The 22,484-nt window shown below is 72.1% G+C and carries 21 protein-coding genes; 8 read left to right on the top strand and 13 right to left on the bottom strand.

Translation table 11 applies throughout. The features are described 5' to 3' along the window. The first annotated feature begins 34 nt into the window (after positions 1–34). Entirely contained in the window at positions 35–619 is a 585-nt protein-coding gene (locus Val02_RS11650) for a DinB family protein (RefSeq protein WP_373317884.1), read from the top strand. Between the two features lie 182 nt (positions 620–801). On the opposite strand, the gene Val02_RS11645 is transcribed toward Val02_RS11650, so the two are convergent. From Val02_RS11645 to Val02_RS11635, 3 genes are all read right to left on the bottom strand, one after another. Next, entirely contained in the window at positions 802–1,695 is an 894-nt protein-coding gene (locus Val02_RS11645) for an IS982 family transposase (RefSeq protein WP_203898995.1), read from the bottom strand. A 62-nt stretch (positions 1,696–1,757) separates the two neighbouring features. Beyond that, complete coding sequence (locus Val02_RS11640; protein WP_203898994.1) at positions 1,758–2,510, bottom strand: GNAT family N-acetyltransferase; 753 nt, start codon at positions 2,508–2,510, stop codon at positions 1,758–1,760. Positions 2,511–2,599: 89 nt separating this feature from the next. After that, the gene (locus Val02_RS11635) at positions 2,600–3,361 is read right to left on the bottom strand and encodes a TioE family transcriptional regulator (protein ID WP_203898993.1); all 762 of its coding nucleotides are present in this window, start codon (positions 3,359–3,361) and stop codon (positions 2,600–2,602) included. 58 nt (positions 3,362–3,419) lie between these two features. Between Val02_RS11635 and Val02_RS11630 the strand changes: the two genes are divergently transcribed. The 5 genes from Val02_RS11630 to Val02_RS11610 are packed head-to-tail and all read left to right on the top strand — an operon-like array spanning position 3,420 to position 9,309. Then, positions 3,420–4,568: an erythromycin esterase family protein gene (locus tag Val02_RS11630; RefSeq protein WP_203898992.1), complete on the top strand. Its 1,149-nt coding sequence runs from the start codon at positions 3,420–3,422 to the stop codon at positions 4,566–4,568. Positions 4,569–4,616: 48 nt separating this feature from the next. Further along, the gene (locus tag Val02_RS11625; protein WP_203898991.1) at positions 4,617–5,420 is read left to right on the top strand and encodes a hydroxypyruvate isomerase family protein; all 804 of its coding nucleotides are present in this window, start codon (positions 4,617–4,619) and stop codon (positions 5,418–5,420) included. Further along, entirely contained in the window at positions 5,417–6,292 is an 876-nt protein-coding gene (locus Val02_RS11620) for a 2-hydroxy-3-oxopropionate reductase (RefSeq protein ID WP_203898990.1), read from the top strand. The genes Val02_RS11625 and Val02_RS11620 overlap by 4 nt, the downstream gene beginning before the upstream one ends. An 11-nt stretch (positions 6,293–6,303) precedes the next feature. Further along, entirely contained in the window at positions 6,304–8,004 is a 1,701-nt protein-coding gene (gene gcl / locus Val02_RS11615; RefSeq protein WP_203898989.1) for a glyoxylate carboligase, read from the top strand. Between the two features lie 39 nt (positions 8,005–8,043). After that, a complete protein-coding gene (locus Val02_RS11610; RefSeq protein ID WP_203898988.1) occupies positions 8,044–9,309 on the top strand; it encodes a sensor domain-containing phosphodiesterase in 1,266 nt (421 codons plus the stop codon). On the opposite strand, the gene Val02_RS11605 is transcribed toward Val02_RS11610, so the two are convergent. From Val02_RS11605 to sucC, 4 genes are all read right to left on the bottom strand, one after another. After that, on the bottom strand, positions 9,288–9,737 hold the full coding sequence (locus Val02_RS11605; protein WP_203898987.1) for a TIGR03618 family F420-dependent PPOX class oxidoreductase: 450 nt from the start codon (positions 9,735–9,737) through the stop codon (positions 9,288–9,290). The genes Val02_RS11610 and Val02_RS11605 overlap by 22 nt on opposite strands. 10 nt (positions 9,738–9,747) lie before the next feature. Continuing rightward, positions 9,748–10,137, bottom strand: coding sequence for a PPOX class F420-dependent oxidoreductase (locus tag Val02_RS11600; RefSeq protein ID WP_239152734.1), 390 nt, complete (start codon positions 10,135–10,137; stop codon positions 9,748–9,750). Positions 10,138–10,206: 69 nt separating this feature from the next. Next, positions 10,207–11,076 carry a succinate--CoA ligase subunit alpha gene (gene sucD, locus Val02_RS11595; protein WP_203898985.1) on the bottom strand — a complete coding sequence of 290 codons (870 nt, stop codon included), beginning with the start codon at positions 11,074–11,076 and terminating at the stop codon, positions 10,207–10,209. A 94-nt stretch (positions 11,077–11,170) separates the two neighbouring features. Beyond that, positions 11,171–12,328: an ADP-forming succinate--CoA ligase subunit beta gene (gene sucC, locus Val02_RS11590; protein ID WP_203898984.1), complete on the bottom strand. Its 1,158-nt coding sequence runs from the start codon at positions 12,326–12,328 to the stop codon at positions 11,171–11,173. Positions 12,329–12,454: 126 nt separating this feature from the next. On the opposite strand from sucC, the gene Val02_RS11585 reads away from it, so the two are divergent. Both Val02_RS11585 and Val02_RS11580 read left to right on the top strand, forming a co-directional pair. After that, a complete protein-coding gene (locus tag Val02_RS11585) occupies positions 12,455–14,185 on the top strand; it encodes a thiamine pyrophosphate-binding protein (RefSeq protein WP_203898983.1) in 1,731 nt (576 codons plus the stop codon). Between the two features lie 69 nt (positions 14,186–14,254). Continuing rightward, positions 14,255–14,986, top strand: coding sequence for a GntR family transcriptional regulator (locus Val02_RS11580; RefSeq protein ID WP_203898982.1), 732 nt, complete (start codon positions 14,255–14,257; stop codon positions 14,984–14,986). On the opposite strand, the gene Val02_RS11575 is transcribed toward Val02_RS11580, so the two are convergent. The 6 genes from Val02_RS11575 to Val02_RS11550 are packed head-to-tail and all read right to left on the bottom strand — an operon-like array spanning position 14,977 to position 22,458. Next, positions 14,977–16,509 (bottom strand): aldehyde dehydrogenase family protein, encoded by a 1,533-nt coding sequence (locus Val02_RS11575; protein WP_203898981.1) that lies wholly within the window; start codon positions 16,507–16,509, stop codon positions 14,977–14,979. The genes Val02_RS11580 and Val02_RS11575 overlap by 10 nt on opposite strands. Further along, positions 16,506–16,718 carry a formate dehydrogenase subunit delta gene (locus Val02_RS11570; RefSeq protein WP_203898980.1) on the bottom strand — a complete coding sequence of 71 codons (213 nt, stop codon included), beginning with the start codon at positions 16,716–16,718 and terminating at the stop codon, positions 16,506–16,508. Before Val02_RS11570 ends, Val02_RS11575 begins: the two co-directional genes overlap by 4 nt. Next, on the bottom strand, positions 16,715–19,474 hold the full coding sequence (gene fdhF / locus Val02_RS11565; RefSeq protein WP_203898979.1) for a formate dehydrogenase subunit alpha: 2,760 nt from the start codon (positions 19,472–19,474) through the stop codon (positions 16,715–16,717). Before fdhF ends, Val02_RS11570 begins: the two co-directional genes overlap by 4 nt. Further along, a complete protein-coding gene (locus Val02_RS11560) occupies positions 19,471–20,994 on the bottom strand; it encodes a formate dehydrogenase beta subunit (protein WP_203898978.1) in 1,524 nt (507 codons plus the stop codon). Before Val02_RS11560 ends, fdhF begins: the two co-directional genes overlap by 4 nt. Continuing rightward, positions 20,991–21,422 carry an NAD(P)H-dependent oxidoreductase subunit E gene (locus Val02_RS11555; RefSeq protein WP_203898977.1) on the bottom strand — a complete coding sequence of 144 codons (432 nt, stop codon included), beginning with the start codon at positions 21,420–21,422 and terminating at the stop codon, positions 20,991–20,993. Before Val02_RS11555 ends, Val02_RS11560 begins: the two co-directional genes overlap by 4 nt. Before the next feature lie 31 nt (positions 21,423–21,453). Further along, a complete protein-coding gene (locus tag Val02_RS11550; protein WP_203898976.1) occupies positions 21,454–22,458 on the bottom strand; it encodes a 2-dehydropantoate 2-reductase in 1,005 nt (334 codons plus the stop codon). Between the last annotated feature and the right edge of the window lie 26 nt (positions 22,459–22,484).

The raw sequence follows: 22,484 nt of genomic DNA, 5'->3' as shown, positions 1-22,484 counted from the left end.
GTCCGATACGGCGCCTCGATGGGATGCTGTCGGGGTGGACCACGACGCGATGAAGGCGGACCTGCACCGCTATCTCAGGACGGCCCGCGAGGCTCTGCTGTGGAAGCTCGACGGCCTCTCCGACTACGACGTGCGCCGGCCGCTGGTACCCACCGGCACCAACCTTCTCGGTCTGGTGAAGCACCTGGCGGGGGTGGACGCCGAGTACTTCGGCGAGTGCTTCGGGCGGCCGTTCCCGGAGGAGATCCCGTGGTACGCCGACGACGCGCCGCGCGGCGCCGACATGTGGGCCACCGCGGACGAGTCCCGGGAGTACCTGACCGACCTCTACCGTCGGGCGTGGGCGCACTCCGACGCCACGATCGAGGCGCTGCCGCTGGACGCGGAGGGCCGGGTGCCGTGGTGGCCGGCGGACCGCAATCCGGTGACGCTGCACCAGATCCTGGTCCACATGACGGCCGAGACGCACCGGCACGCCGGCCACGCCGACATCGTGCGCGAACTCATCGACGGGGCGACCGGGCACCGGGCCGGGATGTCCAACATGCCGGGGCCGGACGAGTTCGACTGGGTGGGGCATCACGCGACGCTGCAGACGACCGCGGAGAAGTTCCGTTAGGGCCTGTCTCGTGGATCACGTCGAGCCGAGGCGAGGCTCAGGGGTCGGCTGGGTGTGCGCCGGGCGCGCCCGGATACCGGTGTCGTATCCGGGTGTGACCGGCGTGCGGCCGGGCGGCGTCTGAGTCCGCCGCAGGCCGGCGTGGTCCGCGAGACAGGACCTAGACGAGTAAGTCCTATTGGTTAGTGGTCGTAGGCGGTTAGTGAGCGGGTGACGGGTTGGCCGGTGGCGCGGTTGTGCCAGATGGCGGCGGTCATCGCGAGGAGTCGTTGCGCGACGCGGGCGGTCACGCCTGCGTCGCTGCGTCCGCCGTGGAGTTCGAGGTCGAGTTGGCCTTTGAGGGTGTCGTTGACCGACTCGATAAGTTGGCGGACGGATTTGAGTAGGTGTTCGCCCGGTCGTGGGGTCCGGTTGCGGTAGGACGGTCTCAGTAGCCGAACCCCACGATCGGTCAGCCACCGGTCCAGTTCGGCCGAGACGTAGCCCTTGTCGGCGAGGATCAGGAGACCGGGCCGGTCGCTGAGCAGGTTCGGGTCGTGGTCCAGGACGGCGGTCAGGACTTGCCGTTCGTCGATCTTCGGTGTGGCCAGTGCCCACGTGACCGGCAGGCCGGACGGGGTACAGATCAGATGCAGTCGTAGTCCCCAGAAGAACCGTGAGTGTGACGAGCAGTAGCCGTAGCCGGCCCATCCGGCCAGGTTCGAGCGTTTCGCCGTGGCGCGGGAGCGGCCGCACTCGACCGGGGTCGAGTCGATGATCCAGGTCGTGTCGGACCACAGATCGGTGTCGGTCGCGACGGCGCGGATCGCGCGTCTCAGCAGCGGCACCGCCGCGCGCAGACGCTTGTTGTAGCCGGACTGGCCGGGCAGGTACGGAAACGCCCCGGGCAGTACCCGGGGCAGAAACCGCAGCCAGCGCGCCTCGGAACGCACGCCGAGCAGGACCTGCGCCACCGCCATCGTGAGCAGTTCGGCATCCGAGAGCATCGGCGGGCGACCGGTCCTACGTGGCCGTCCCAGCCAGTCATCGATCTTCACGTACAGTGCGGTCAGAAGGGTGTTGAGGTCTGTCGTCACAAACGGATCATCGACACCCTTCGCCATCCCCCCACACCAGGGCCGACTTAGGACTTACTCATCTAGTCGGCAGGCAGTGTGAAGGCCTGTATCTCGGCGACCGTCGCGAAGCCGAGCCGGCGGTAGACCGGCTCGCCGAGGCTGCTGGCCTGGAGCGTGCAGATCGACCCGCCGTGTTCGCGTCCGGCCGCCATCGCGGCGGCCGTGAGCGCGGCGGCGATGCCCTTCTGCCGGTGGGCCGCGTCGGTGGCGATCCAGTACAGGCCCGCCACCTCGCCGGTGAGGAGCACCGCGGCCGCGGCGACCGCGCGGCCGTCGACCCGGCCGACCAGCCGGATCAGCGTGCCGAGGTCGGTGCGCAGCCGGCGTTCGGCGTCGACGGTGGCCTCGAGCAGCTCGGGCGGGACGCCGAACGGCCCCGCGTAGGCGCCGACGTACTCCGCCGCGTCGGACCGGGCGATCGTGAGGCCGTCCGGCAGCGGTGGTTCCGGGATCCGGTCGAGCCCCATCGCCATGATCGGCACTGCGCCGCGGCGGACGTACCCGCGTGCGGCGAGGCCCGCGGCCACCCCGGGATCGCTGTCGGGCCCGACCCACCAGCGCCACGGCAGGCCCGCGAGGCGCCGTTCGACCTCGGTGGCCGCCTCGTCGAGCGGCCGGTCGCGCAGCCGCAGCACGCCGTTGAGCATGGGGTGCTGCAGGCCGCTGCGGTAGTACACCAGCGCGTCGTCGGGGTCGGGCGCGCCGCCCCAGGCGACCCAGTGGGCGCGCAGGTTGGCCGTCTGCGGCGCGAGATCATGGACGGACAAGGTCATGGTCCACTCATATCGCAGCCGACGGCGAAACCCTCGACCGAGCATCCGCCATCCGTGAGGTTCCAGAGTGAACCGTCCACCCGGGACGGTCACCCGGACCCGGCCGCGCCGCGCCCGTGGCGGTGCCGGGTCGGCGCGGGAGGATCAGCCGCGTCGAAGCTCGCGAGGTACGTGTGCAGGGCGGCGGCGCCGCCGAGCATCGCGCGGCCGCGGGTCGTGAGCCGGTCCCGCCAGTCGTCCAGGGTGGATTCCAGGGGGCCGATCCCCTTGGCGGTGCGCACCTGCGCGATCACGACCGCGATCCGGGCCAGCGGGTAGCCGCCGCGCCGGAGCTGGTGCGCCAGGCGGGCGTCGCGCACCTCGGCGGCGCCGTAGACGCGGTAGCCGGTGCGCGGGTCGCGGCGCGGCGTCAGGAGGCCGGCGCGTTCCCACTTGCGCAGCGTCGCGGGTTTGACGCCGAGCCGGCGCGCGAGCGGCCCGATGAACGTGTCCCCCCGCTCCGACGCCGTCGTCACCGACGCCACGCCGCGCAGCGCGGCCTCGACGGCCTCCAGCAGCAGCCGGTCCTCCAGGAGCTGCACGTGGCTCTCATCGAGCAGGCGCAGCGCCTCCTCCGTCGCGTCGCGGTGGACCGCCCGCATGATCGCCGTGGCGGCCCGGTGACCGTGCCCGGGCAGCAGCGCCAGGAACGCGTCGAGCGCCCCCGCGTGCCGCGGCGTGTAGGCGCGGTAGCCGGACACGGTGCGCGCGGCGGGCGGCAGGATGCCGGCGTCCTCGTAGTTGCGCACCGCCTGCGTGGACAGGCCGTGCCGCCGAGCCAGGTCGACCGGCCTTTGAAACTTTTCCGCCATCGCTCGACTGCTTTCGGGCCAAAGTCTCCACCGTAGGTTCAACGATAGCGTTGAGGGCATGGTTGACGACATCTCGGCGGCCGCGGTTCTGCGGCTGCTCCCGACCCGTCCGCGCGTGCTCGCCCTCGGTGAGCCCACCCACTGGCAGGACGAACTCCTGCGCGCGCGCAACGACCTGTTCACCCGGCTGATCGAGGAGGCCGGCTACCGTGCGGTCGGCATCGAGAGCGACTGCCTGCGCGGCCTGATCGTCGACGACTACGTCACGACCGGGGAGGGCGACCTCGACGACGTGATGGCCCGCGGCTTCAGCCACGGCTTCGGCGCCGGCGCCGGCAACCGCGCGCTGGTGGCGTGGATGCGCGAGTTCAACGCGGACCGCCCGGCGCACGACCGGGTGCGCTTCGCCGGCCTGGACGGCGCCCAGGAGATCTCCTACGGGGAGAGCCCCCGGCGGGTGCTGCTGGACCTGCACGCCTACCTGGCGGGTCTGCTCGACCCGACGCTGCTGCCCTGCACCGCCGCGCACATCGAGACGTTGGCCGGCGAGGACGACCGCTGGACCGACGAGGCGGCCGTGGCGGACCCGACGAGGTCGTTCGGGCGCTCGCCGCAGGCGCGGGAGCTGCGGCTGATCGCCGACGACCTGACGGCGCTGCTCTCGGCCTTCACGCCGCAGCTGACGCGCGGCCTCGACCGGGCCCGGCTCTACGCGCGCGCCGCCACCGCGCTGCTGCGCTACCACCACTGGATGGCCGACCCGACGCCGGCCCGCATGACGCGGCTGCTCGGCGTGCGCGCCTCGATCATCGCCGACAACATCCTCGCCCTCGCCGCGCGGGTGCCGACCCTGGTGCACACGCACAACCTGCACCTGCACCGCGAACCGAGCACGATGAAGATGGGCGGCATGGAGCTGGAGTGGTGGAGCTCCGGCGCGATCGTGCGGGCGCACCTGGGTCCGGAGTACCGGTTCGTGGCCGGTGCGCTCGGCACGATCCCGGGGCACGGCGTCGGGGAGCCGCCCGCCGACACGATCGAGGGGCAGCTGTACGCGTTGCCCGGGGATCGGTTCGTGGTGGACCCGCGGTCGGTGAAGGCGGAGCGCGCCCGTCCGCAGGACTGGTTCGGCTACTTCCCGCTGGACCCGGCCCGGCTCGCCGGCGTCGACGGGATCGTCTGGGTCAGGGACTGTTCCTCGACGTGACGTCCCGAACGGGTTGACCCCTGCACATACTGCATACAGTATGTGTTGATGGACGGCCTGCGCTTCGACGTCAACCTGTCGATCCTGTTCACCGAGCTCCCCCTGCTGGAACGCCCCGCCGCGGCCCGCGCCGCCGGCTTCGACGCCATCGAGTTCTGGTGGCCCTTTCCCGTGGCCGTACCGGACGACGCCGACGTGGACCGTTTCGTGGACGCCGTCGCCGCGGCCGGCGTCTCCCTCGTCGGGCTGAACTTCTTCGCCGGCGACCTGCCGGCCGGCGACCGCGGCCTGCTCTCCTGGCCCGGCCGGCGGGCCGAGTTCCGCGACTCCGTCGCGGTCGCCATCGACATCGCCGAACGGCTCGGTTGCCCGGCGTTCAACGCGCTCTACGGCAACCGGGTCGACGGCTACGCCCCGGCCGCCCAGGACGAACTCGCGCTGGAGAACCTCACCTTCGCCGGCGAGGCGGCCGCGCGCATCGGGGCGAGCGTGCTGCTCGAACCGCTCAGCGGCGCGCCCCGCTACCCGTTGCGGCGGGCGGCCGACGCCCTCGCGGTGCTGGACCGGTTGCCGCGCCGCACCAACCTGCGGCTGCTCGCCGACCTCTACCACCTGGCCGTCAACGGCGACGACCTCGGCGCGGTGGTGCGCGGTCTCATCGGCCGGATCGGGCACGTGCAGCTCGCCGACGCGCCCGGCCGGCACGAGCCCGGCACCGGCGCGCTCGACGTGCGCGGCCTCCTGACGGCGCTCGGCGCGGCCGGGTACACCGGCCACGTCGGCCTGGAATACGTCCCCTCGGTGTCCACTGTGGACAGTTTCGGCTGGCTACGAGTGAAGGAGCACTCATGAGGCACATCGGTTTCGTCGGCCTGGGCATCATGGGCTCCCCCATGGCGGGCCACCTCGTGACCGCCGGCTACGACGTGACGGGCTACGACGTGGCTCCGGCGGGGGTCGACCGGCTCGTCGCCGCGGGCGGCAAGGCGGCCGGGTCGGTTGCCGAGGCGGTCGCGGACGCGGACGTCGTCGTCACCATGCTCCCCGACCACCCCCAGGTGGAACGGGTGGTGCTCGGCGACGGCGGGGTGCTCGCGCACGCGCGGCCGCGGACCCTGCTCGTCGACATGAGCACCATCCGCCCGGAGACCTCCGTGGCGATCGCCGAAGCGGCCGCCACGCGCGACGTCCGGGTGCTCGACGCCCCGGTCTCGGGCGGGGAGGCCGGTGCGAAACAGGCCGCACTGTCCATCATGGTCGGTGGGCACGCGGCCGACTTCGCCGCCGCGCGGCCGCTGTTCGACGTGCTCGGCAGGACCGTGGTGCACGTCGGCGGCCACGGCGCCGGGCAGGTCGTGAAGGCGGCCAACCAGCTCGTCGTCGCCGGAATCTACGCGCTCGTCAGCGAGGCCATCGTGCTGCTGGACGCCTCCGGGGTGGACGCCGAGGCCGGCCTGAACGTCCTCGGTGGAGGGTTGGCCGCGAGCCGCATCCTCGACCTGAAGCGCGCCTCGATGCTGGCCCGCGAGTTCACGCCCGGCTTCCGGATCGACCTGCACCACAAGGACATGGGCATCGTGCTGGACGCCGCCCGCCGCGCGAACGTGGCGCTGCCGGTGTCCGGCCTCGTCGCCCAACTGGTGGCCGCCGCCCGCGCCCAGGGGCACGGCGGGCAGGACCACTCCGCACTGCTGACCGTCCTCGAGTCCGTCTCCGGCCGCTAGGAGGCACACGCATGCCCAGGGTCCCCGTCATGCAGGCCGTCGTCGACGTGCTGCGCTCGGAAGGCGTCGACACCGTGTTCGGCTGCCCCGGCGCGGCCATCCTGCCGTTCTACGCGGCGCTGGAGACCGACGGCCGCATCGAACATCTCATCGTGCGGCACGAGGAGGGCGCCACGCACATGGCCGACGGCTGGTCCCGGGTGACCGGCAACGTCGGCGTCGCCGTCGGCACCTCCGGCCCGGCCGGCACGAACATGATCACCGGCCTGTACACCGCGCAGGCGGACTCCATCCCGATCCTGTGCGTCACCGGGCAGGCGGTGTCGAGCAAGCTGCACCAGGAGGCGTTCCAGGCGGTCGACATCGTGGCGATCGCGACACCGGTCACCAAGTGGGCGGTGCAGGTGAAGGAGGCCGCCCAGGCGCCCTGGATCTTCCGTGAGGCGTTCCGGGTGGCGCGTTCGGGACGGCCCGGGCCGGTGCTCATCGACCTGCCGCTGGACGTGCAACGGCAGGAGATCGAGTGGGACTCCACTGTGGACGCTCCGCTGCCGGTGTCCACTGTGGAGCCGCACCCGCCCCGGGTCGAACGGGCGCTGGACATGCTGCTCGCCGCGCAACGCCCGCTGATCCTCGCCGGCGGCGGGGTGGTGCTCGCCGACGCCTCCGCCGAACTGCGCGCGCTCGCCGAGTACCTGCAGGTGCCGGTGCAGGTCACGCTGATGGGCAAGGGCGCGCTCGACGACGACCACCCGCTGCACGCCGGGATGACCGGCATCCAGACGTCGCAGCGCTACGGCAACGCGTCGTTCCTGGAGTCCGACCTCGTGCTGGCCGTCGGCGCGCGCTTCGGCGACCGGCACACCGGTGCGCTCGACGTGTACCGCGGCGGTCGCACGTTCGTGCACGTCGACGTCGAACCGACGCAGCTCGGCCGGGTCTTCGAACCGGACCTCGGGGTGGTGGCCGACGCGCGGCTGTTCCTGCGGGCGCTGCTGGACCTGGCGCGCCGCCGCGCCGCCGGACGGACCCCCGGCGAGTGGACCGAACGGGTCCGCCAGCTGCGCGCGACGCTCACCCGGCGGGAGGACTTCGACAGCGTTCCGGTGAAGGCACCCCGCGTGTACAAGGAGATCAACGAGATCTTCGGGCCGGACACGTACTTCGTGACGGCCATCGGGCTGTACCAGATCTGGGGCGGCCAGCACCAGAAGGTGCACCGCCCGCGCCGCTACCACGTGTGCGGGCAGGCCGGCCCGCTCGGCTGGGAGATCCCGGCGGCGATCGGGGTGAAGAAGGCGCTCAAGCACACCGAGCCGGCCGCCGAGGTGGTCGGCGTCGTGGGCGACTACTCGTTCCAGTTCCTGGTCGAGGAGTTGGCCGTGGCGGCGCAGTACGACGTGCCGTTCGTGCTGATCATGCTGAACAACGAGTACCTGGGGCTGATCCGGCAGGCCGAACTGCCCTACGGGATCAATTTCGAGGTGGACATCCACTACGACACCTTCGGCACCGACAACGTGAAGATCATGGAGGCGTACGGGTGCGCCGGGCGGCGGGTGTTCAAGCCCGGCGAGATCCGCGACGCGATCGAGTGGGCGCGCAAGGAGGCCGTGGCGACGAGCCGCCCGGTGCTGGTGGAGATCATGATCGAACGGGAGGCGAACACGCCGCACGGCGCCTCGATCGACGCGGTGCGCGAGTTCGAGTGAGACGCTTCGGCGACCGCCGGCGGTGCCGATAATACCTGCGTGCGGGACATCCACGAACTCATCGACCGGCGGGCCGTCACCCCCGTGTTCCAGCCCCTCGTCGACCTCGCCACCGGCGGCGTCGTCGGCTACGAGGCGCTCGCGCGGGGGCCGGCCGGCACCGCGTGGGAGTCTCCGGCGGCGCTGTTCGGGGCGGCCCGGGAGGTCGGCCGCGAGGCGGAACTCGACTGGGTGTGCCGCGCGGTGGCGTTCCGGGCGGTGCTGCGGGCCGACCTGGACCCGTCGCTGACCTGGTTCGTCAACATGGAGCCGGCCGCCTGGCGGGCCGGGTGCCCGGACGACCTCGGGCCGCTGGTGAGCGAGGCGCGCGAACGCCTGCGCGTGGTGACCGAGATGACCGAACGCGCCATCGCGCGGGACCCGTCCGGGCTGCTGGCGGCCACGGCGAGCGTGCGCGCCGCCGGGTGGGGCGTGGCGCTGGACGACGTCGGCGCCGACCCGGCCTCGCTCGCGCTGATGCCGTTCGTGCACCCGGACGTGGTGAAGCTCGACATGGGGCTGCTGCACCGCCCGGACGAGCCGCACACCGCGCGGGTGGTGGCCGCCGTGGCCGCCTACGCGGAGGCGAGCGGCGCCGTGGTGCTCGCGGAGGGCATCGAGACGGCCGCGCACCTGGCGGTCGCCCGCACGATGGGCGCCACCGTCGGGCAGGGCTGGTACTTCGGCCGGCCGGCGCCGCTTCCGTCGCGCACCCCGGCACGGGCCGAACTGCCGTTCATCGAGCCGCCGCGGCGCGACGACCGGACGCCGTTCGGGGTGGTCGGCGCGCGCCGACCGGTGACCCGCAGCACGAAGGAACTCCTCATGCCGATGAGCCGGCACCTGGAGGCGCTCTGCGGCACCGGTTCGCAGCCGCCGGTGCTGATGGCCTGTTTCCAGGACGCCCGGCACTTCACTCCCGCCACAGCGGTGCGCTTCGCGCGCATCGCCGCGCACAGCCCGCTGGTCGCCGCGCTCGGCGTGGGCCTCGACGACGAACCGGCACCCGGCGTGCGGGGCGCCCGCCTCGCCCCCGACGACCCGCTGCACGGCGAGTGGAACGTCATCGTCGTCGGCCCGCACCAGGCGGCCGCGCTCGTCGCCCGGGACGTCGGCGACGGCGGGCCGGACCACGAACGCCGCTTCGGCTTCGCGCTGACGCACGACCGCACGACGGTGATCGAGGCCGCCCGTTCACTGATGCGCTGGGTCACCCCGACCGCCGCCGGCGTGCGGGAGCCGGCTCAGTTGCCGGGGTTGGTGTAGACCCGGCGCGGCGTGACGAGCACGGCGGTGCGGCGTTCCTCCACCATCACCCGGTCGTAGGTCGCCCAGTCGTCGTGCGTCCCACCGGCGGCGGTGAACACCTCGCGCAACAGCAGCCGCAGCGCCTCCGCGTCGACGTCCGGCGCCGGGTCGTCGGGCCCGATCAGCTCGGCGGTCCCCTCGACGGCGACCCACTGCCAGCCGGCCCGCACGACGATCGTGACGCGCGGGTCGGCCCGCAGGTGCCGCAGTTTCCGGCTGTCGCCGCGGGCCACCAGGCCCACGACCCGCCCGTCGCGGTGCGGGTGCGCCAGCACGCCGGCGTTGACCACCGAGGACTGCACCGAGCCGTCGGGGCGCAGGGTGCTGACCACGCACAGCCCGTGGTCGCGGGGAACGAGGGCGGCGAAGTCGTCGAGGTCGGCCACGCCGTCCAACCTAGACCCTGAACACGTTGATCCGCTCCGGGATCACGCGCACCACCACGCGCTCCAGGTCGGCCGGCTCGGGCGGCGGCGACACGCCGAGGTAGCGCCGCGAGAGGTGCTCGGGCAGTTCCTTGGCGGGATCGTCGGTCACGGTCGCGCGGCCGCGGATCTCCACGGAGTGGTAGGGGTTTCCGAGGTCGAACACGGTGACGCTGACCCGCGGGTCGCGCAGGAGGTTGCGCACCTTGCGGCGACCCTTGATCGCGGTGAACACGATCGTGTCGTCCTCGCGGCGCATCCACACCACGGAGGACTGCGGGCCGCCGTCCGGGTTCAGGGTGGCGACGCTGGCGAAGTTCTTCCCGTCGAGCAGCGCGCGGGTGTCGTCGTCGAAGAGCACGGGCCCAGGATCCCCGTCCCGGCGCGGCCGCGGAAGAAGGCACATTCGTGTGCCTGTCCCGCGCGGCGTTCAGGTGAGATGTTCGCGGACCAGGGCGGCGGTCTCCGTCGGGGTGCGGCCGACCCGCACTCCGGCCGCCTCGAGCGCCTCCTTCTTGGCCGCGGCCGTCCCGGCGGAACCCGAGACGATCGCGCCGGCGTGGCCCATCGTCTTCCCCTCGGGTGCCGTGAAGCCGGCCACGTAGGCGACGACGGGCTTGGTGCACCGTTCCCTGACATAGGCCGCCGCCCGCTCCTCCGCGTCGCCCCCGATCTCACCGATCATGACGATCACGTCGGTCTCCTGGTCCTTCTCGAACTCCTCCAGGCAGTCGATGTGCGTCGTGCCGATGACCGGGTCGCCGCCGATGCCGACGCAGGTGGAGAACCCGAACTCGCGCAGCTCGTGCATCAGCTGGTAGGTGAGCGTGCCGGACTTGGAGACGAGCCCGATCCGGCCCGGGCCGGTGATGTCGGCCGGGATGATGCCGACGTTGCACGCGCCCGGGCTGATGACTCCCGGGCAGTTGGGCCCGATGACGCGCGTGCGGTTGCCGGCCGCGACCGCGCGCGCCCGGAACGCCGCCGTGTCGTGCACCGGCACGCCCTCGGTGATGACGACGGCGAGGCCGATGCCGGCGTCGATCGCCTCGAGCACGGCGTCCTTCGTGAACGCCGGCGGCACGAACGACACCGTGGTGTCCGCGCCGGTCTCCTTCATCGCCTCGGCGACGCCGCCGAACACCGGCAGACCGTCCACTGTGGAGCCCGCCTTGCGCGGGTTGACGCCGCCGACGACGGTGGTGCCGGCGGCCACCATCCGGGCGGTGTGCCGGCGTCCCTCGGAGCCGGTCATCCCCTGGACGATGACCCGGCTGTTCCTGTTGACGAAGATGCTCATGACGCCGCCTCGCTTCGCTCCCCGGCGCCCTGAGACACGAGTGCGCCCTGCTTCATGATTCGCTCCCGCAAGCGTCCGCTCATGTCGAACCGCCTTACGAAGCGAGCGAGGCGGCGAGCGAGGCCGCCTCGTCCATGGTGTCCACCAGCCGGACGCCGGGCAGCGCGGCGGTGCGGAGAATGTCCCGCCCGCGGACGGCGTTGTTGCCGTCGAGGCGCACGACGACGGGCTTGCCGACCGGCTCGCCGCGCTCGGCGAGGAGGGCGAAGGCGCGCACGATCCCGTCGGCGACGGCGTCGCAGGCGGTGATGCCGCCGAAGACGTTCACCAGGACGCTGCGCACGTCCGGGTCGGCGAGCACGATGTCGAGGCCGTCGGCCATCACCTCGGCCGAGGCGCCGCCGCCGATGTCGAGGAAGTTGGCGGGGCGCGCGCCGCCGAACCGTTCGCCGGCGTGGGCGACGACGTCCAATGTGGACATGACGAGACCGGCGCCGTTGCCGATGACGCCGACGCCGCCGTCGAGCTTCACGTAGTTGAGCCCCCGTTCCCGGGCGCGGGCCTCAACGGGGTCGGCCGCGGCGCTGTCGTCCAGGGCCGCGTGGTCGGGGTGGCGGAACCGGGCGTTGTCGTCGAGGGTCACCTTGCCGTCGAGCGCGACGATCTCCCCGGATGCGGTGCGCGCCAACGGGTTCACCTCGACGAGGGTGGCGTCCTCGGCGACGAACGCCGCCCACAGCCTCAGCAGGACGTCGGCCACCCGCTCCGGTTGGGGGAACGCCGCCGCGATGCCCAGCGCCGCTTCGCGGGTGAGGCCGGCGAGGGGGTCCACCGGCACGCGCACGAGCGCGTCGGGATGGGTGGCGGCCACCTCCTCGATCTCCATCCCGCCGTGGACGGACGCCATGGCGAGGAACGTGCGACGGGTGCGGTCGAGCAGGAACGACACGTAGTACTCGGCGGCGATGTCGGCGGCGGCGAGCACCAGCACGCGGTGGACGGTGTGGCCCTTGATGTCCATGCCGAGGATGTCGCCCGCCCGGTCGTGCGCGGCGGCCGGGTCGGGTGCCGGCTTGACGCCGCCGGCCTTGCCCCGTCCGCCGGTCTTCACCTGGGCCTTGACGACGACGGGTCCGCCGAGCGCGGCGGCCGCTTCCTCGGCGAGCGCGGGGGTCTGAGCGACGGCGCCCGGCAGGACCGGCACGCCGTGCTTGGCGAAGAGGTCCTTCGCCTGGAACTCATAAAGGTCCATGAGGCTGAGGATACTGTATACAGTGAACGGAAGACAGTAGAACTATGGACACCTCGTGTGGCGGTGGTTCAGGATGGGAGAACCGCATACGGTATGCAGTCTTCATACCCCCCAAGGGAGTCAGCTATGACCCAGACGGCGAGTGACGCGGCGGCCGCGGAGGCCATCCTGCGGGAGCCGAGCCGCGACTCCGAACGCATCTCCGGCGGGCACCTGGTGGCGAAGGCCCTCAAGGCCGAGGGAGTCGACGTCATCTTCACCCTCTGCGGCGGCCACATCATCGACATCTACGACGGCTGCGTGGACGAGGGCATCGACGTCGTCGACGTACGGCACGAGCAGGTCGCCGCGCACGCCGCCGACGGCTACGCGCGGGCCACCGGCAAGCCCGGCTGCGCCGTCGTGACCGCCGGCCCGGGCACCACCGACGCCGTCACCGGCGTCGCCAACGCGTTCCGGGCGGAGAGCCCGATGCTCCTCATCGGCGGGCAGGGTGCGCTGAGCCAGCACAAGATGGGCTCCCTGCAGGACCTGCCGCACGTCGACATGATGGCGCCGATCACGAAGTTCGCCGCGACGGTGCCGCACACCTCGCGCGCGGCCGACATGGTGTCGATGGCCTTCCGCGAGTGCTACAACGGCGCGCCCGGGCCGTCGTTCCTGGAGATCCCGCGCGACGTGCTCGACGCCGAGGTGGCGCTCGCCGACTGCGTGATCCCGCAGGCCGGCCGCTACCGCGCCTCGACCCGCAGCGCGGGCGATCCCGCCGCCGTCGAACGCCTCGCCGACCTCGTGGTGCACGCGCGGAAGCCGGCCGTGCTGCTCGGCACCCAGGTGTGGACCGCCCGCGCCACCGACGACGCGATCGGCTTCGTGCGCGGGCTCAACGTGCCGGCGTTCATGAACGGCGCCGCCCGCGGCACGCTGCCGCCCGGCGACCCGCACCACTTCCACCAGGCGCGGCGGTACGCGTTCAACAACGCGGACCTCATCATCATCGTCGGGACGCCGTTCGACTTCCGGATGGGCTACGGGCGCCGGCTGCCCGCGGGCGCCACGGTCGTGCAGATCGACATGGACTACCGCACCGTCGGCAAGAACCGCGACATCGACCTGGGGCTGGTCGGCGACCCGGGCGCGATCCTCGCCGCCGTCACGCAGGCCGCCTCGGGCCGGCTCGCCAACGGCTCGGCGGCGCGCAAGGAGTGGTTCGACGAGCTGCGCGCCGAGGAGAACGCCGCCGTGCGGAAGCGGCTGCCGCGGCTGCTGTCGGACGCCTCCCCCATCCACCCGCTGCGCCTGGCGCACGAGATCAACGAGTTCCTCACCGAGGACTCGGTGTTCATCGGCGACGGCGGTGACGTGGTGACGTTCTCCGGCGGGGTGGTGCAACCGAAGTCGCCGGGCCACTGGATGGACCCGGGGCCGCTGGGCACGCTCGGCGTCGGGGTGCCCTTCGCGATGGCGTCGAAGTACGCCCGGCCGGAGAAGGAGGTGGTGTGCCTCCTCGGCGACGGTGCGTTCAGTCTCACGGGTTGGGACTTCGAGACGATGGTGCGCTTCGGGCTGCCGTTCGTCGGCGTGGTGGGCAACAACTCCTCGATGAACCAGATCCGCTTCGGCCAGCAGCGTAAGTACGGCGAGGCGCGGGCCCGGGTCGGCAACACGCTCGGCGACGTGCACTACGACCGGTTCGCCGAGATGCTGGGCGGGTACGGCGAAGAGGTCCGCGACCCGGCGGACATCGGGCCGGCACTGCGCCGGGCCCGGGAGTCGGGCCTGCCGTCGCTGATCAACGTCTGGATCGACCCGGACGCCTACGCCCCCGGGACGATGAACCAGACGATGTACAAGTAGGTCGTCTTTCCGCAGCTCGCCGAGGTGCCGTCCCCCGGACGGTATCTCGGCGACTGTATGCTAAATCCCATGACCACCCCCGCCCGGCGGCGTCGCTCCTCGGCGTCCACCCCACCCCGCGAGCCCCGCACTCTCCGCCAGCCGTTGGAACGCCCCGCGCCGCTGCGCCACGCCGTCTTCGACGTGATCGCCGAGATGATCATCAACGGCGAGCTGAAGCCCGGTGAGCATCTTGTGGAAAACGAGCTCGCGGCGCAACTGGGCGTGAGCCGGCAGCCCGTTCGTGAGGCCCTGCAGCGCCTGCACGCCGAGGGCTGGATCGACCTGCGGCCGGCGCTGGGCGCCTTCGTGCACACGCCGACCGAGGACGAGGCCGACCAGCTCCTCGCGACCCGCACGCTGCTGGAGGCGGAGTCCGCGCGGCTGGCGGCCAAGAACGCCACGCCGGAGCAGGTCGAGCACCTGTACTCGTTGCTCAACGAGGGCGACATCGCGGTGACCGACGACGACCAGAAGGCGATGGTGGCCGCCAACTCGGCGCTGCACGCCTACATCGTGAAACTTTCGGGCAACAAGGTGCTGGCGGAGCTGATCGAGCTGGTCGACCGGCGGGTGCGCTGGTACTACTGGCCGATCGCGCGCTCCCGGGGTGCCGAGGCGTGGCTCGAGCACCGGGAGCTGATCGAGGCGATCGAGGCGCGCAACTCGCGCAAGGCCGGCGAGCTGATGCGCAAGCACACCGAGCGGACCCGGGACAGCTATCACGCCCGGGACCGCTCGGGTGAGAACGCTCAGGGGTAGAGCGAGTAGTCGGGGAAGTTGCCGGGCAGCCGCTCCCCCGCCGGGCCCTCGGTGACGGCGTGCACGAGCAGCGACCCGCCGACGAAGGCGCCGCGCCAGGACGCGCCCTTGCCGCCGAACGTCTCCTCCCGGTCGCCCCGCGAGCGCGGCCGGTTGACGCCCACCTTGAACGCCTGCACCTGGCTCGCCAGCCGGCCGGCGTACTCCTCGTCGTCGCAGGCGAGGGAGGCGACGAGCGCGCCGTTGCTGGCGTTCATCGCGGCCAGCAGCTCGGCCTCGGTGTCGACGAGCACGATCGTGTCGACCGGCCCGAACGGCTCGGCGTGGTGCAGCGGCGACGACGGCGGCGGGCCCAGGATCGCCACCGGCGCCAGGTAGGCCGAGGTGTCCTGCCCGTCGACGAAGTGCTTGTCGGGAGCACGACCGTCCGTCAGGGATCCGCGGTAGAGCGGCACCCCGCCGCGCTCGATCGTCTCGTCGACGATGTCGGAGAGCTCCTTCGCCTTGGTGGCGTTGATGAGCGGCCCGAAGTCCAGTCTGGGCAGTGGGTCGTCGGGACGCGCGACGGCCAGCGGATTGCCGAAGGCCACGCTGCGCACCGCCGGCAGGTACGCCGCCAGGAACTCGTCGAAGAGGGAACGCTGGACGACGTAGCGCGGATAGGCGGTGCAGCGCTGCTTGCCGTAGTCGAACGACTTGCGCACCTCGCCGGCGAGGCGGTCCCACTGGGAGTACTCCCACACGCCCCAGCAGTTGAGCCCCTCCTGTTCGAGCACGAGCCGCTTGTCGGTCGCCACGAGCCGCGAGCCGACGGTCCGACCGCCCACGAAGGACACACAGGCGATCTCCGGCGCGCCGACGAGCACGGGTGACAGTTCGGCGCCGGAGCCGCTCACCAGCGTCAGCGGCAGGCCGTGCCGGGCGGCCAGGGCGACGGCGAGCGTGAGGCAGGCGACGCCGCCGTCCGTGGGCGCCTTGGCGATCGCCGCGTTGCCGGCGAGCACCTGCACCAGCATCGCGTGCATGAGGACGCTCATCGGGTAGTTCCACGAGGCGATGTTGCTGACCGGGCCGGCCAGCGGGGCGCGGCCCGCGAGCATGCCGTCGATCTCCGCGACGTACCAGCGCACGCCGTCGATGCAGCGGTCGACGTCGGCGCGGGCCAGCCGCCAGGGCTTGCCGATCTCCCACACGAGCAGCATCGCCAGGAGGTCGCGGTGCTCGTTCAGGGCGTCGAGTGCCGCGCCGACGCGCGCCTTGCGGTCGGCCAGCGGCACGTGCCGCCAGTCGGCGTGCCGGTCGGCGGCCGCGCGCACGGCCGCGGTGGCGGTGTCCCGGTCGATGCGGGGCGGGCCGGCGATCGCCGAACCGTCCACAGGGGACACCGACGGCAGCGCGAAGCCGTCCGGCCGCCAGGCGGCGCCCCAGTGGTTCAGCAGCCCGTCGGGGTCGAACGCCTCGGGCGCGGCCGAGACGCACCGCGCGTAGGTGGTTTCCCATTCGGTGCCCGGCTTGTGTCTCACGTCCTGATCCTTTCCACCGCTTTGACCACCACCGGGTCGAGCCCGGCCGCGCCCGCGTCGACCAGTGCGTACAGGCGCGACCGCAGGAAGCTGTTCCAGAAACGGTCGATGTGGCCGGCGACGGCCGCTACCGCGTCCGCCTCGGGGAGGTGCCGCTGATTGGCGGCGATCTGGTTGGCCATCCGCTGTTCGGAGATCACGTGACTCATATGGCCAGTCCCACCTGGACGGCGGTCACCTTGTACTCGGGGCAGTTCGTCGCCCAGTCGGAGTTCTCCGTGGTGACCACGTTGGCGCCGGTGACGGGGTGGTGGAACGTGGTGTACACGACGCCGGTCGGCATCCGGTCGGAGATGTGCGCCCGCAGCGTCGTCTGACCGACCCGGCTCGCCAGGCGGACCGTGTCGCCGTCGGTGATGCCGCGCACCTCCGCGTCGTGCGGGTGCAGTTCGAGGATGTCCTCCCGGTGCCAGGCGACGTTCTCGGTCCGCCGGGTCTGGGCGCCGACGTTGTACTGGCTGAGGATCCGTCCCGTGGTGAGGATCAGGGGGAACTTGCGGGTCGACCGCTCGTCCGTCGGCACGTACGCCGTCACGACGAACTTCCCCTTGCCCCGGGTGAACTCGTCCACGTGCATGACGGGCGTGCCCTCGGGCGCCTGCGGGTTGCACGGCCACTGGACGCTGCCGAGCTTGTCGAGCAGTTCGAAGGAGACGCCGGTGAACGTCGGCGTGACAGAGGCGATCTCGTCCATGATCTCGCTCGGGTGCGTGTAGCTCATCGGGTAGCCCATCGCCGTGGCGATCTCGCACACGATCTGCCACTCGTGCTTGCCCGACTTCGGCTTCATGACGGCGCGGACCCGGTTGATGCGGCGTTCGGCGTTGGTGAAGGTGCCGTCCTTCTCCAGGAACGACGCGCCGGGCAGGAACACGTGCGCGAACTTCGCCGTCTCGTTGAGGAACAGGTCCTGCACCACCACGAGGTCCATGGCCGTCAGGGCGGCGGTCACGTGCTGCAGGTTGGGGTCGGACTGGGCGATGTCCTCGCCGTGCACGAACAGGCCGCGGAAGCTGCCCGCGACGGCCGCGTCGAACATGTTCGGGATGCGCAGGCCGGGGTCCGCCAGGATGGGCCGGTCCCACAGTTTCTCGAACACCGTGCGCACCGCGTCGTCGCTGACGTGGCGGTAGCCGGGCAGCTCGTGCGGGAAGGAGCCCATGTCGCAGGAGCCCTGCACGTTGTTCTGGCCGCGCAGCGGGTTGACGCCGACGCCGTCGCGACCGAGGTTGCCGCAGGCCATCGCGAGGTTTGCCATGCCCATCACCATCGTGGAGCCCTGGCTGTGCTCGGTGACGCCGAGGCCGTAGTAGATGGCGCCGTTCGGGGCGCCCGCGTAGAGGCGGGCGGCGGCGCGCAGCTCGTCGGCGGGTACCCCGGTGATGCCCTCGACCGCCTCGGGACTGTGCTCCGGCCGGGCGATGAACGCCGCCCACTCCGCGAAGCCCTCGCACCTGTCCGCGACGAATCCCTTGTCCACCAGGCCCTCGGTGACGGCCACGTGGGCGAGCGCGTTGACGACGGCCACGTTGGTGCCCGGGCGCAGCTGGAGGTGGTGCGCCGCCTCGATGTGCGGCGAACGCACCAGGTCGATCCGGCGCGGGTCGATGACGATGAGTCGGGCGCCCTCGCGCAGCCGCTTCTTCATCCGGGAGGCGAAGACCGGGTGCCCGTCGGTGGGGTTGGCGCCGATGACGACGATGACGTCGGCCGCCGCGACGGAACGGAAGTCCTGCGTGCCGGCAGACTCGCCGAACGTCTGCTTCAGCCCGTAGCCGGTCGGCGAGTGGCACACCCGCGCGCACGTGTCGACGTTGTTGTTGCCGAAGGCGGCGCGGACCATCTTCTGCACCACGAACACCTCCTCGTTGGTGCAGCGGGAGGAGGAGATCGCGCCGATGGCATCCGGGCCGTGCGCCGCCTGGATCTCGCGCATCCGCCGCGCGACCGTGCCGATCGCCTCCTCCCAGGAGACCTCGCGCCACTCGTCGGTGATGCGTTCGCGCACCATCGGCTTGAGCCGGCGGTCCGGGTGGGTGGCGTAGCCGAACGCGAAGCGGCCCTTCACGCAGGAGTGCCCCTCGTTGGCGCCGCCGTCCTTGTGCGGGACCATGCGGACCAGTTCGGTGCCGCGCAGTTCCGCCTTGAACGAGCAGCCGACCCCGCAGTACGCGCACGTCGTCACGACGGAACGGGTCGGCATGCCGAGCTGGAGCACCGTCTTCTCCTGGAGCGTGGCCGTCGGGCAGGCCTGCACGCAGGCGCCGCAGGAGACGCACTCACTGTCCATGAAGGACTCACCGGCACCGGCGGACACCTTGGAGTCGAAGCCGCGGCCCTCGATGGTGAGCGCGAACGTCCCCTGGATCTCGCCGCACGCGCGCACGCAGCGGGAGCAGGCGATGCACTTCGAGGGTTCGAAGTCGAAGTAGGGATTGCTACGGTCGGCGGTGGCGTCGAGGTGGTTCTGTCCCTGGTAGCCGTAGCGCACCTGCCGCAGGCCGACGGCGCCGGCCATGTCCTGCAGCTCGCAGTCGCCGTTGGCCGAACAGGTCAGGCAGTCCAGCGGATGGTCGGAGATGTACAGCTCCATCACGCCCTGGCGCAGCTTCGCCACCTTCGGCGTCTGGGTGCGCACGCTCATGCCCGGCGCCACCGGCGTGGTGCACGAGGCGGGTGTGCCGCGCCGGCCGTCGATCTCGACGACGCACAGCCGGCACGACCCGAACGCGTCCAACCGGTCGGTCGCGCACAGCTTCGGGATGTCCACGCCGGCGAGCGCGGCGGCCCGCATGACGGACGTTCCCTCCGCGACGGTCACCGGCAGGCCGTCGATCTCGACGTCGACGACGGCCGGGCCGGGCTTCGGCGGGGTGCCGTAGTCGGGTTCCTTCAACAGGCTCATGGCTTCCTACTCAAGAAGTCGTCGGGAAAGAAGGCCACCGCGCTGCGGACCGGCATCGGCGTGAGGCCGCCCATGGCACACAGCGACCCGTCGGTCATCAGCTCGCAGAGGTCTTCGAGCAGGGCGAGGTTCTCGTCGGGGCGTTCCCCCGCAACGATCCTGTCGATGACCTCGACGCCGCGGACGGCGCCCACGCGGCACGGCGTGCACTTGCCGCACGACTCCTCGGCGCAGAACTCCATCGCGAAGCGCGCCATGGCGGCCATGTCCACGGTGTCGTCGAAGACGACGACCCCGCCGTGGCCGAGCATCGCGCCGGCGGCGGCGAACGCCTCGTACTCCAGCGGCAGGTCGAACCGGGACTCCGGCAGGTACGCGCCGAGCGGCCCACCCGCCTGGACGGCGCGCACGGGTCTTCCGGTGAGCGTGCCGCCGCCGTAGGACTCGACCAGTTCGCGCAGCGTCATCCCGAACGCCGTCTCGACGATGCCGCCGCGCTTGACGTTGCCGCCGAGCTGGAACACCTGCGTGCCGCGGGAGCGGTCCATGCCGAGGGCGGCGTAGTGCTCGGCGCCGTCGGCCAGGATCACCGGGACGGTGGCGAGCGTGAGTACGTTGTTGACGACCGTCGGCCGCCCGAAGAGGCCCTCGATCGCGGGGATCGGCGGCTTGGCGCGCACCGTGCCGCGCTTGCCCTCCAGGCTCTCCAGCATGGAGGTCTCCTCGCCGCAGATGTACGCGCCGGCGCCGACCCGCACGTGCAGGTCGAACGCGAACGCGCTGCCGAGCACGCGTTCGCCCAACCAGCCCTCGGCGCGGGCAAGGTCGATCGCGGCGCGCATCGTCTGCACCGCGTCGGGATACTCCGAGCGGATGTAGACGTATCCCTCGCGTGCGCCGACGGCCCAGGCGGCGATGGTCATGCCCTCGATGAGCATGAACGGGTCGCCCTCCAGCACCATCCGGTCGGCGAAGGTGCCGCTGTCCCCCTCGTCGGCGTTGCAGCAGACGAACTTCAGCCCCTCGGGGCAGTCGAGCACGGTCTTCCACTTGACGCCGGCCGGGAAGCCTGCGCCGCCCCGCCCGCGCAGCCCGGACGCGGTGACCTCGGCGACCACCTCGGCCTGGGTGCGGCGCAGGGCGGCGCGCAGCCCGACGAGGCCGCCGTGGGCGACGTAGTCCTGTGTGGACAGCGGGTCGGTGACCCCCATCCGGGCGAACGTCACCCGCTGCTGCCCGGCCAGCCACGGCAACTCCTCGACGCGTCCCACGTACAGCGGATGCGTCACGTCGCCCGTGGCCAGCAGGGGCCGCAGACCGTCCACATCGGACGGTGCGACGGGCCCGTACCCGATCCGGCCGGCCGGCGTCTCCACCTCGACCAGCGGCTCCAGCCAGAACATCCCCCGCGAGCCGTTGCGCACCACGCGCAGCGCGGGATCCTGGGCGAGCGCCGCCGCCACCTCGTCCGACCCGACGGAGCGGGCGGCGGAATCCCGTGGCACGTACACGGTCGTCATCGTGTCTCCTCCAGGATCGCCCGCAGGCGCGGGCCGTCCACCCGGCCGTGGGTCTTCCCGTCGATCTGCACGGACGGCCCCAGCGCGCAGTTGCCGAGGCAGAAGACCTGCTCGGCGAGGATGTCGGGCAGCGCGCCGGCCTGCTCGACGAGCGCGGCGGCACCGACCGCCTGGCACGCCTCCGCACGGCAGATCCGCACGACCCGGCGCTCGGGGGCGGTGCGGCGGAAGTCGTGGTAGAAGGTGACCACGCCGTGCACGTCGGCGCGGGACAGGTTCAACTCCCTGGCCAGCAACGGGATCGCCGACTCGGGCACATGGCCCAGCGCGGCGTGAACGGCGTGCAGGACCGGCAGGAGCGGGCCCCGGTCGTCGCGATGCTCGGCCACCGCCTTGCGGACCGCGGCCTCGACCTCTTCGATGCGCATGAGCGATCTCCTTCTGGAGACTGTATGCAGTCTACGCTACCCGCGCCTCGCGCCCAGCGGAAGCGGCGGCGGCCTTGCGGGCGAGCAGATCGACGGCCGCCAGCACGTTGCGCAGCGTCGGCGCCGGCACGCCGGTCAGCGTGGCGAGCTCCACGACCGCGCCGAGGATGGCGTCGAGCTCGAGCACCTTGCCCACCTCGAGGTCCTGCAGCATCGAGGTCTTGTGGTGGCCGACCTTCTCCGCCCCGGCCATGCGCCGCTCCACGGAGACCGTCGGGTCGGCCCCGGCGGCGCGGGCGATCGCGACGGTCTCGCGCATCATCTCCTCGGCCAACCCCCGGGTCCCGGGGTGCCGGCACATCTCGACCATCGTCGCCCGGGTCAGCGCGCTCAGCGGGTTGAACGCCACGTTGCCCATCAGCTTGACCCAGATGTCGTCGCGCAGGTCCGGCTCGACCGGGCACTTGAGCCCGCCGGCGACCATCGCCCGGGCGAAGTCGACGCAGCGTTCGGAGACCGAACGGTCGGGCTCGCCGATCGAGAAGCGGGTCCCCTCCAGGTGCCGGATCACGCCGGGCGAGGCGATCTCGGTCGAGCAGTAGACGACGCAGCCGATCGCGCGGCGCACCGGCAGCGTCGCGGTGACCGCCCCGCCCGGGTCGACCGACTCGATCCGCCGCCCCTCGAGCGGATGGCCGGCCAGGCCGTGGAAGTACCACCACGGGATGCCGTTCTGGGCGGCGATCACCGCCGTCCCCTCGTGCAGCAGCGGCGCGAGCAGGGGGCCGCAGGTGGCGTAGGAGTGCGCCTTGAGCCCGAGGAAGACATAGTCGACCGGACCCACCAGCGCGGGGTCGTCCGTGGCGAACGGCCGGGCGACGAAGTCGCCGCGGGGACTGAGCACGCGCACGCCGTCGCGCCGCAGCGCCGCCAGGTGGGCGCCGCGGGCGACCAGGGAGACCTCGGCCCCGGCCCGGTGCAGGGCCGCGCCGACGTAGGCACCGATCGCGCCGGCGCCGAGAATCGCGATCTTCACAATGGGCTCCCGTCTCGGGATCTTGT

Origin of the sequence: Virgisporangium aliadipatigenens, from assembly GCF_016863615.1 — a bacterium.
GTDB classification, from domain to species: domain Bacteria; phylum Actinomycetota; class Actinomycetes; order Mycobacteriales; family Micromonosporaceae; genus Virgisporangium; species Virgisporangium aliadipatigenens.
The sequence above is the reverse complement of the archived record's forward strand: the minus strand, read 5'-3'. Positions and strand labels throughout refer to the sequence as shown.

Coding starts and splice junctions, on each gene's coding strand:
- Val02_RS11555 (WP_203898977.1), bottom strand. CDS start 21,422: ATGCGCATCGAAGAGGTCGAGGCCGCGGTCCGCAAGGCGGTGGCCGAG.
- Val02_RS11570 (WP_203898980.1), bottom strand. CDS start 16,718: ATGAGTCACGTGATCTCCGAACAGCGGATGGCCAACCAGATCGCCGCC.
- Val02_RS11620 (WP_203898990.1), top strand. CDS start 5,417: ATGAGGCACATCGGTTTCGTCGGCCTGGGCATCATGGGCTCCCCCATG.
- fdhF (WP_203898979.1), bottom strand. CDS start 19,474: ATGAGCCTGTTGAAGGAACCCGACTACGGCACCCCGCCGAAGCCCGGC.
- Val02_RS11640 (WP_203898994.1), bottom strand. CDS start 2,510: ATGACCTTGTCCGTCCATGATCTCGCGCCGCAGACGGCCAACCTGCGC.
- Val02_RS11580 (WP_203898982.1), top strand. CDS start 14,255: ATGACCACCCCCGCCCGGCGGCGTCGCTCCTCGGCGTCCACCCCACCC.
- sucC (WP_203898984.1), bottom strand. CDS start 12,328: ATGGACCTTTATGAGTTCCAGGCGAAGGACCTCTTCGCCAAGCACGGC.
- Val02_RS11585 (WP_203898983.1), top strand. CDS start 12,455: ATGACCCAGACGGCGAGTGACGCGGCGGCCGCGGAGGCCATCCTGCGG.
- Val02_RS11560 (WP_203898978.1), bottom strand. CDS start 20,994: ATGACGACCGTGTACGTGCCACGGGATTCCGCCGCCCGCTCCGTCGGG.
- Val02_RS11630 (WP_203898992.1), top strand. CDS start 3,420: ATGGTTGACGACATCTCGGCGGCCGCGGTTCTGCGGCTGCTCCCGACC.
- Val02_RS11635 (WP_203898993.1), bottom strand. CDS start 3,361: ATGGCGGAAAAGTTTCAAAGGCCGGTCGACCTGGCTCGGCGGCACGGC.
- gcl (WP_203898989.1), top strand. CDS start 6,304: ATGCCCAGGGTCCCCGTCATGCAGGCCGTCGTCGACGTGCTGCGCTCG.
- sucD (WP_203898985.1), bottom strand. CDS start 11,076: ATGAGCATCTTCGTCAACAGGAACAGCCGGGTCATCGTCCAGGGGATG.
- Val02_RS11625 (WP_203898991.1), top strand. CDS start 4,617: ATGGACGGCCTGCGCTTCGACGTCAACCTGTCGATCCTGTTCACCGAG.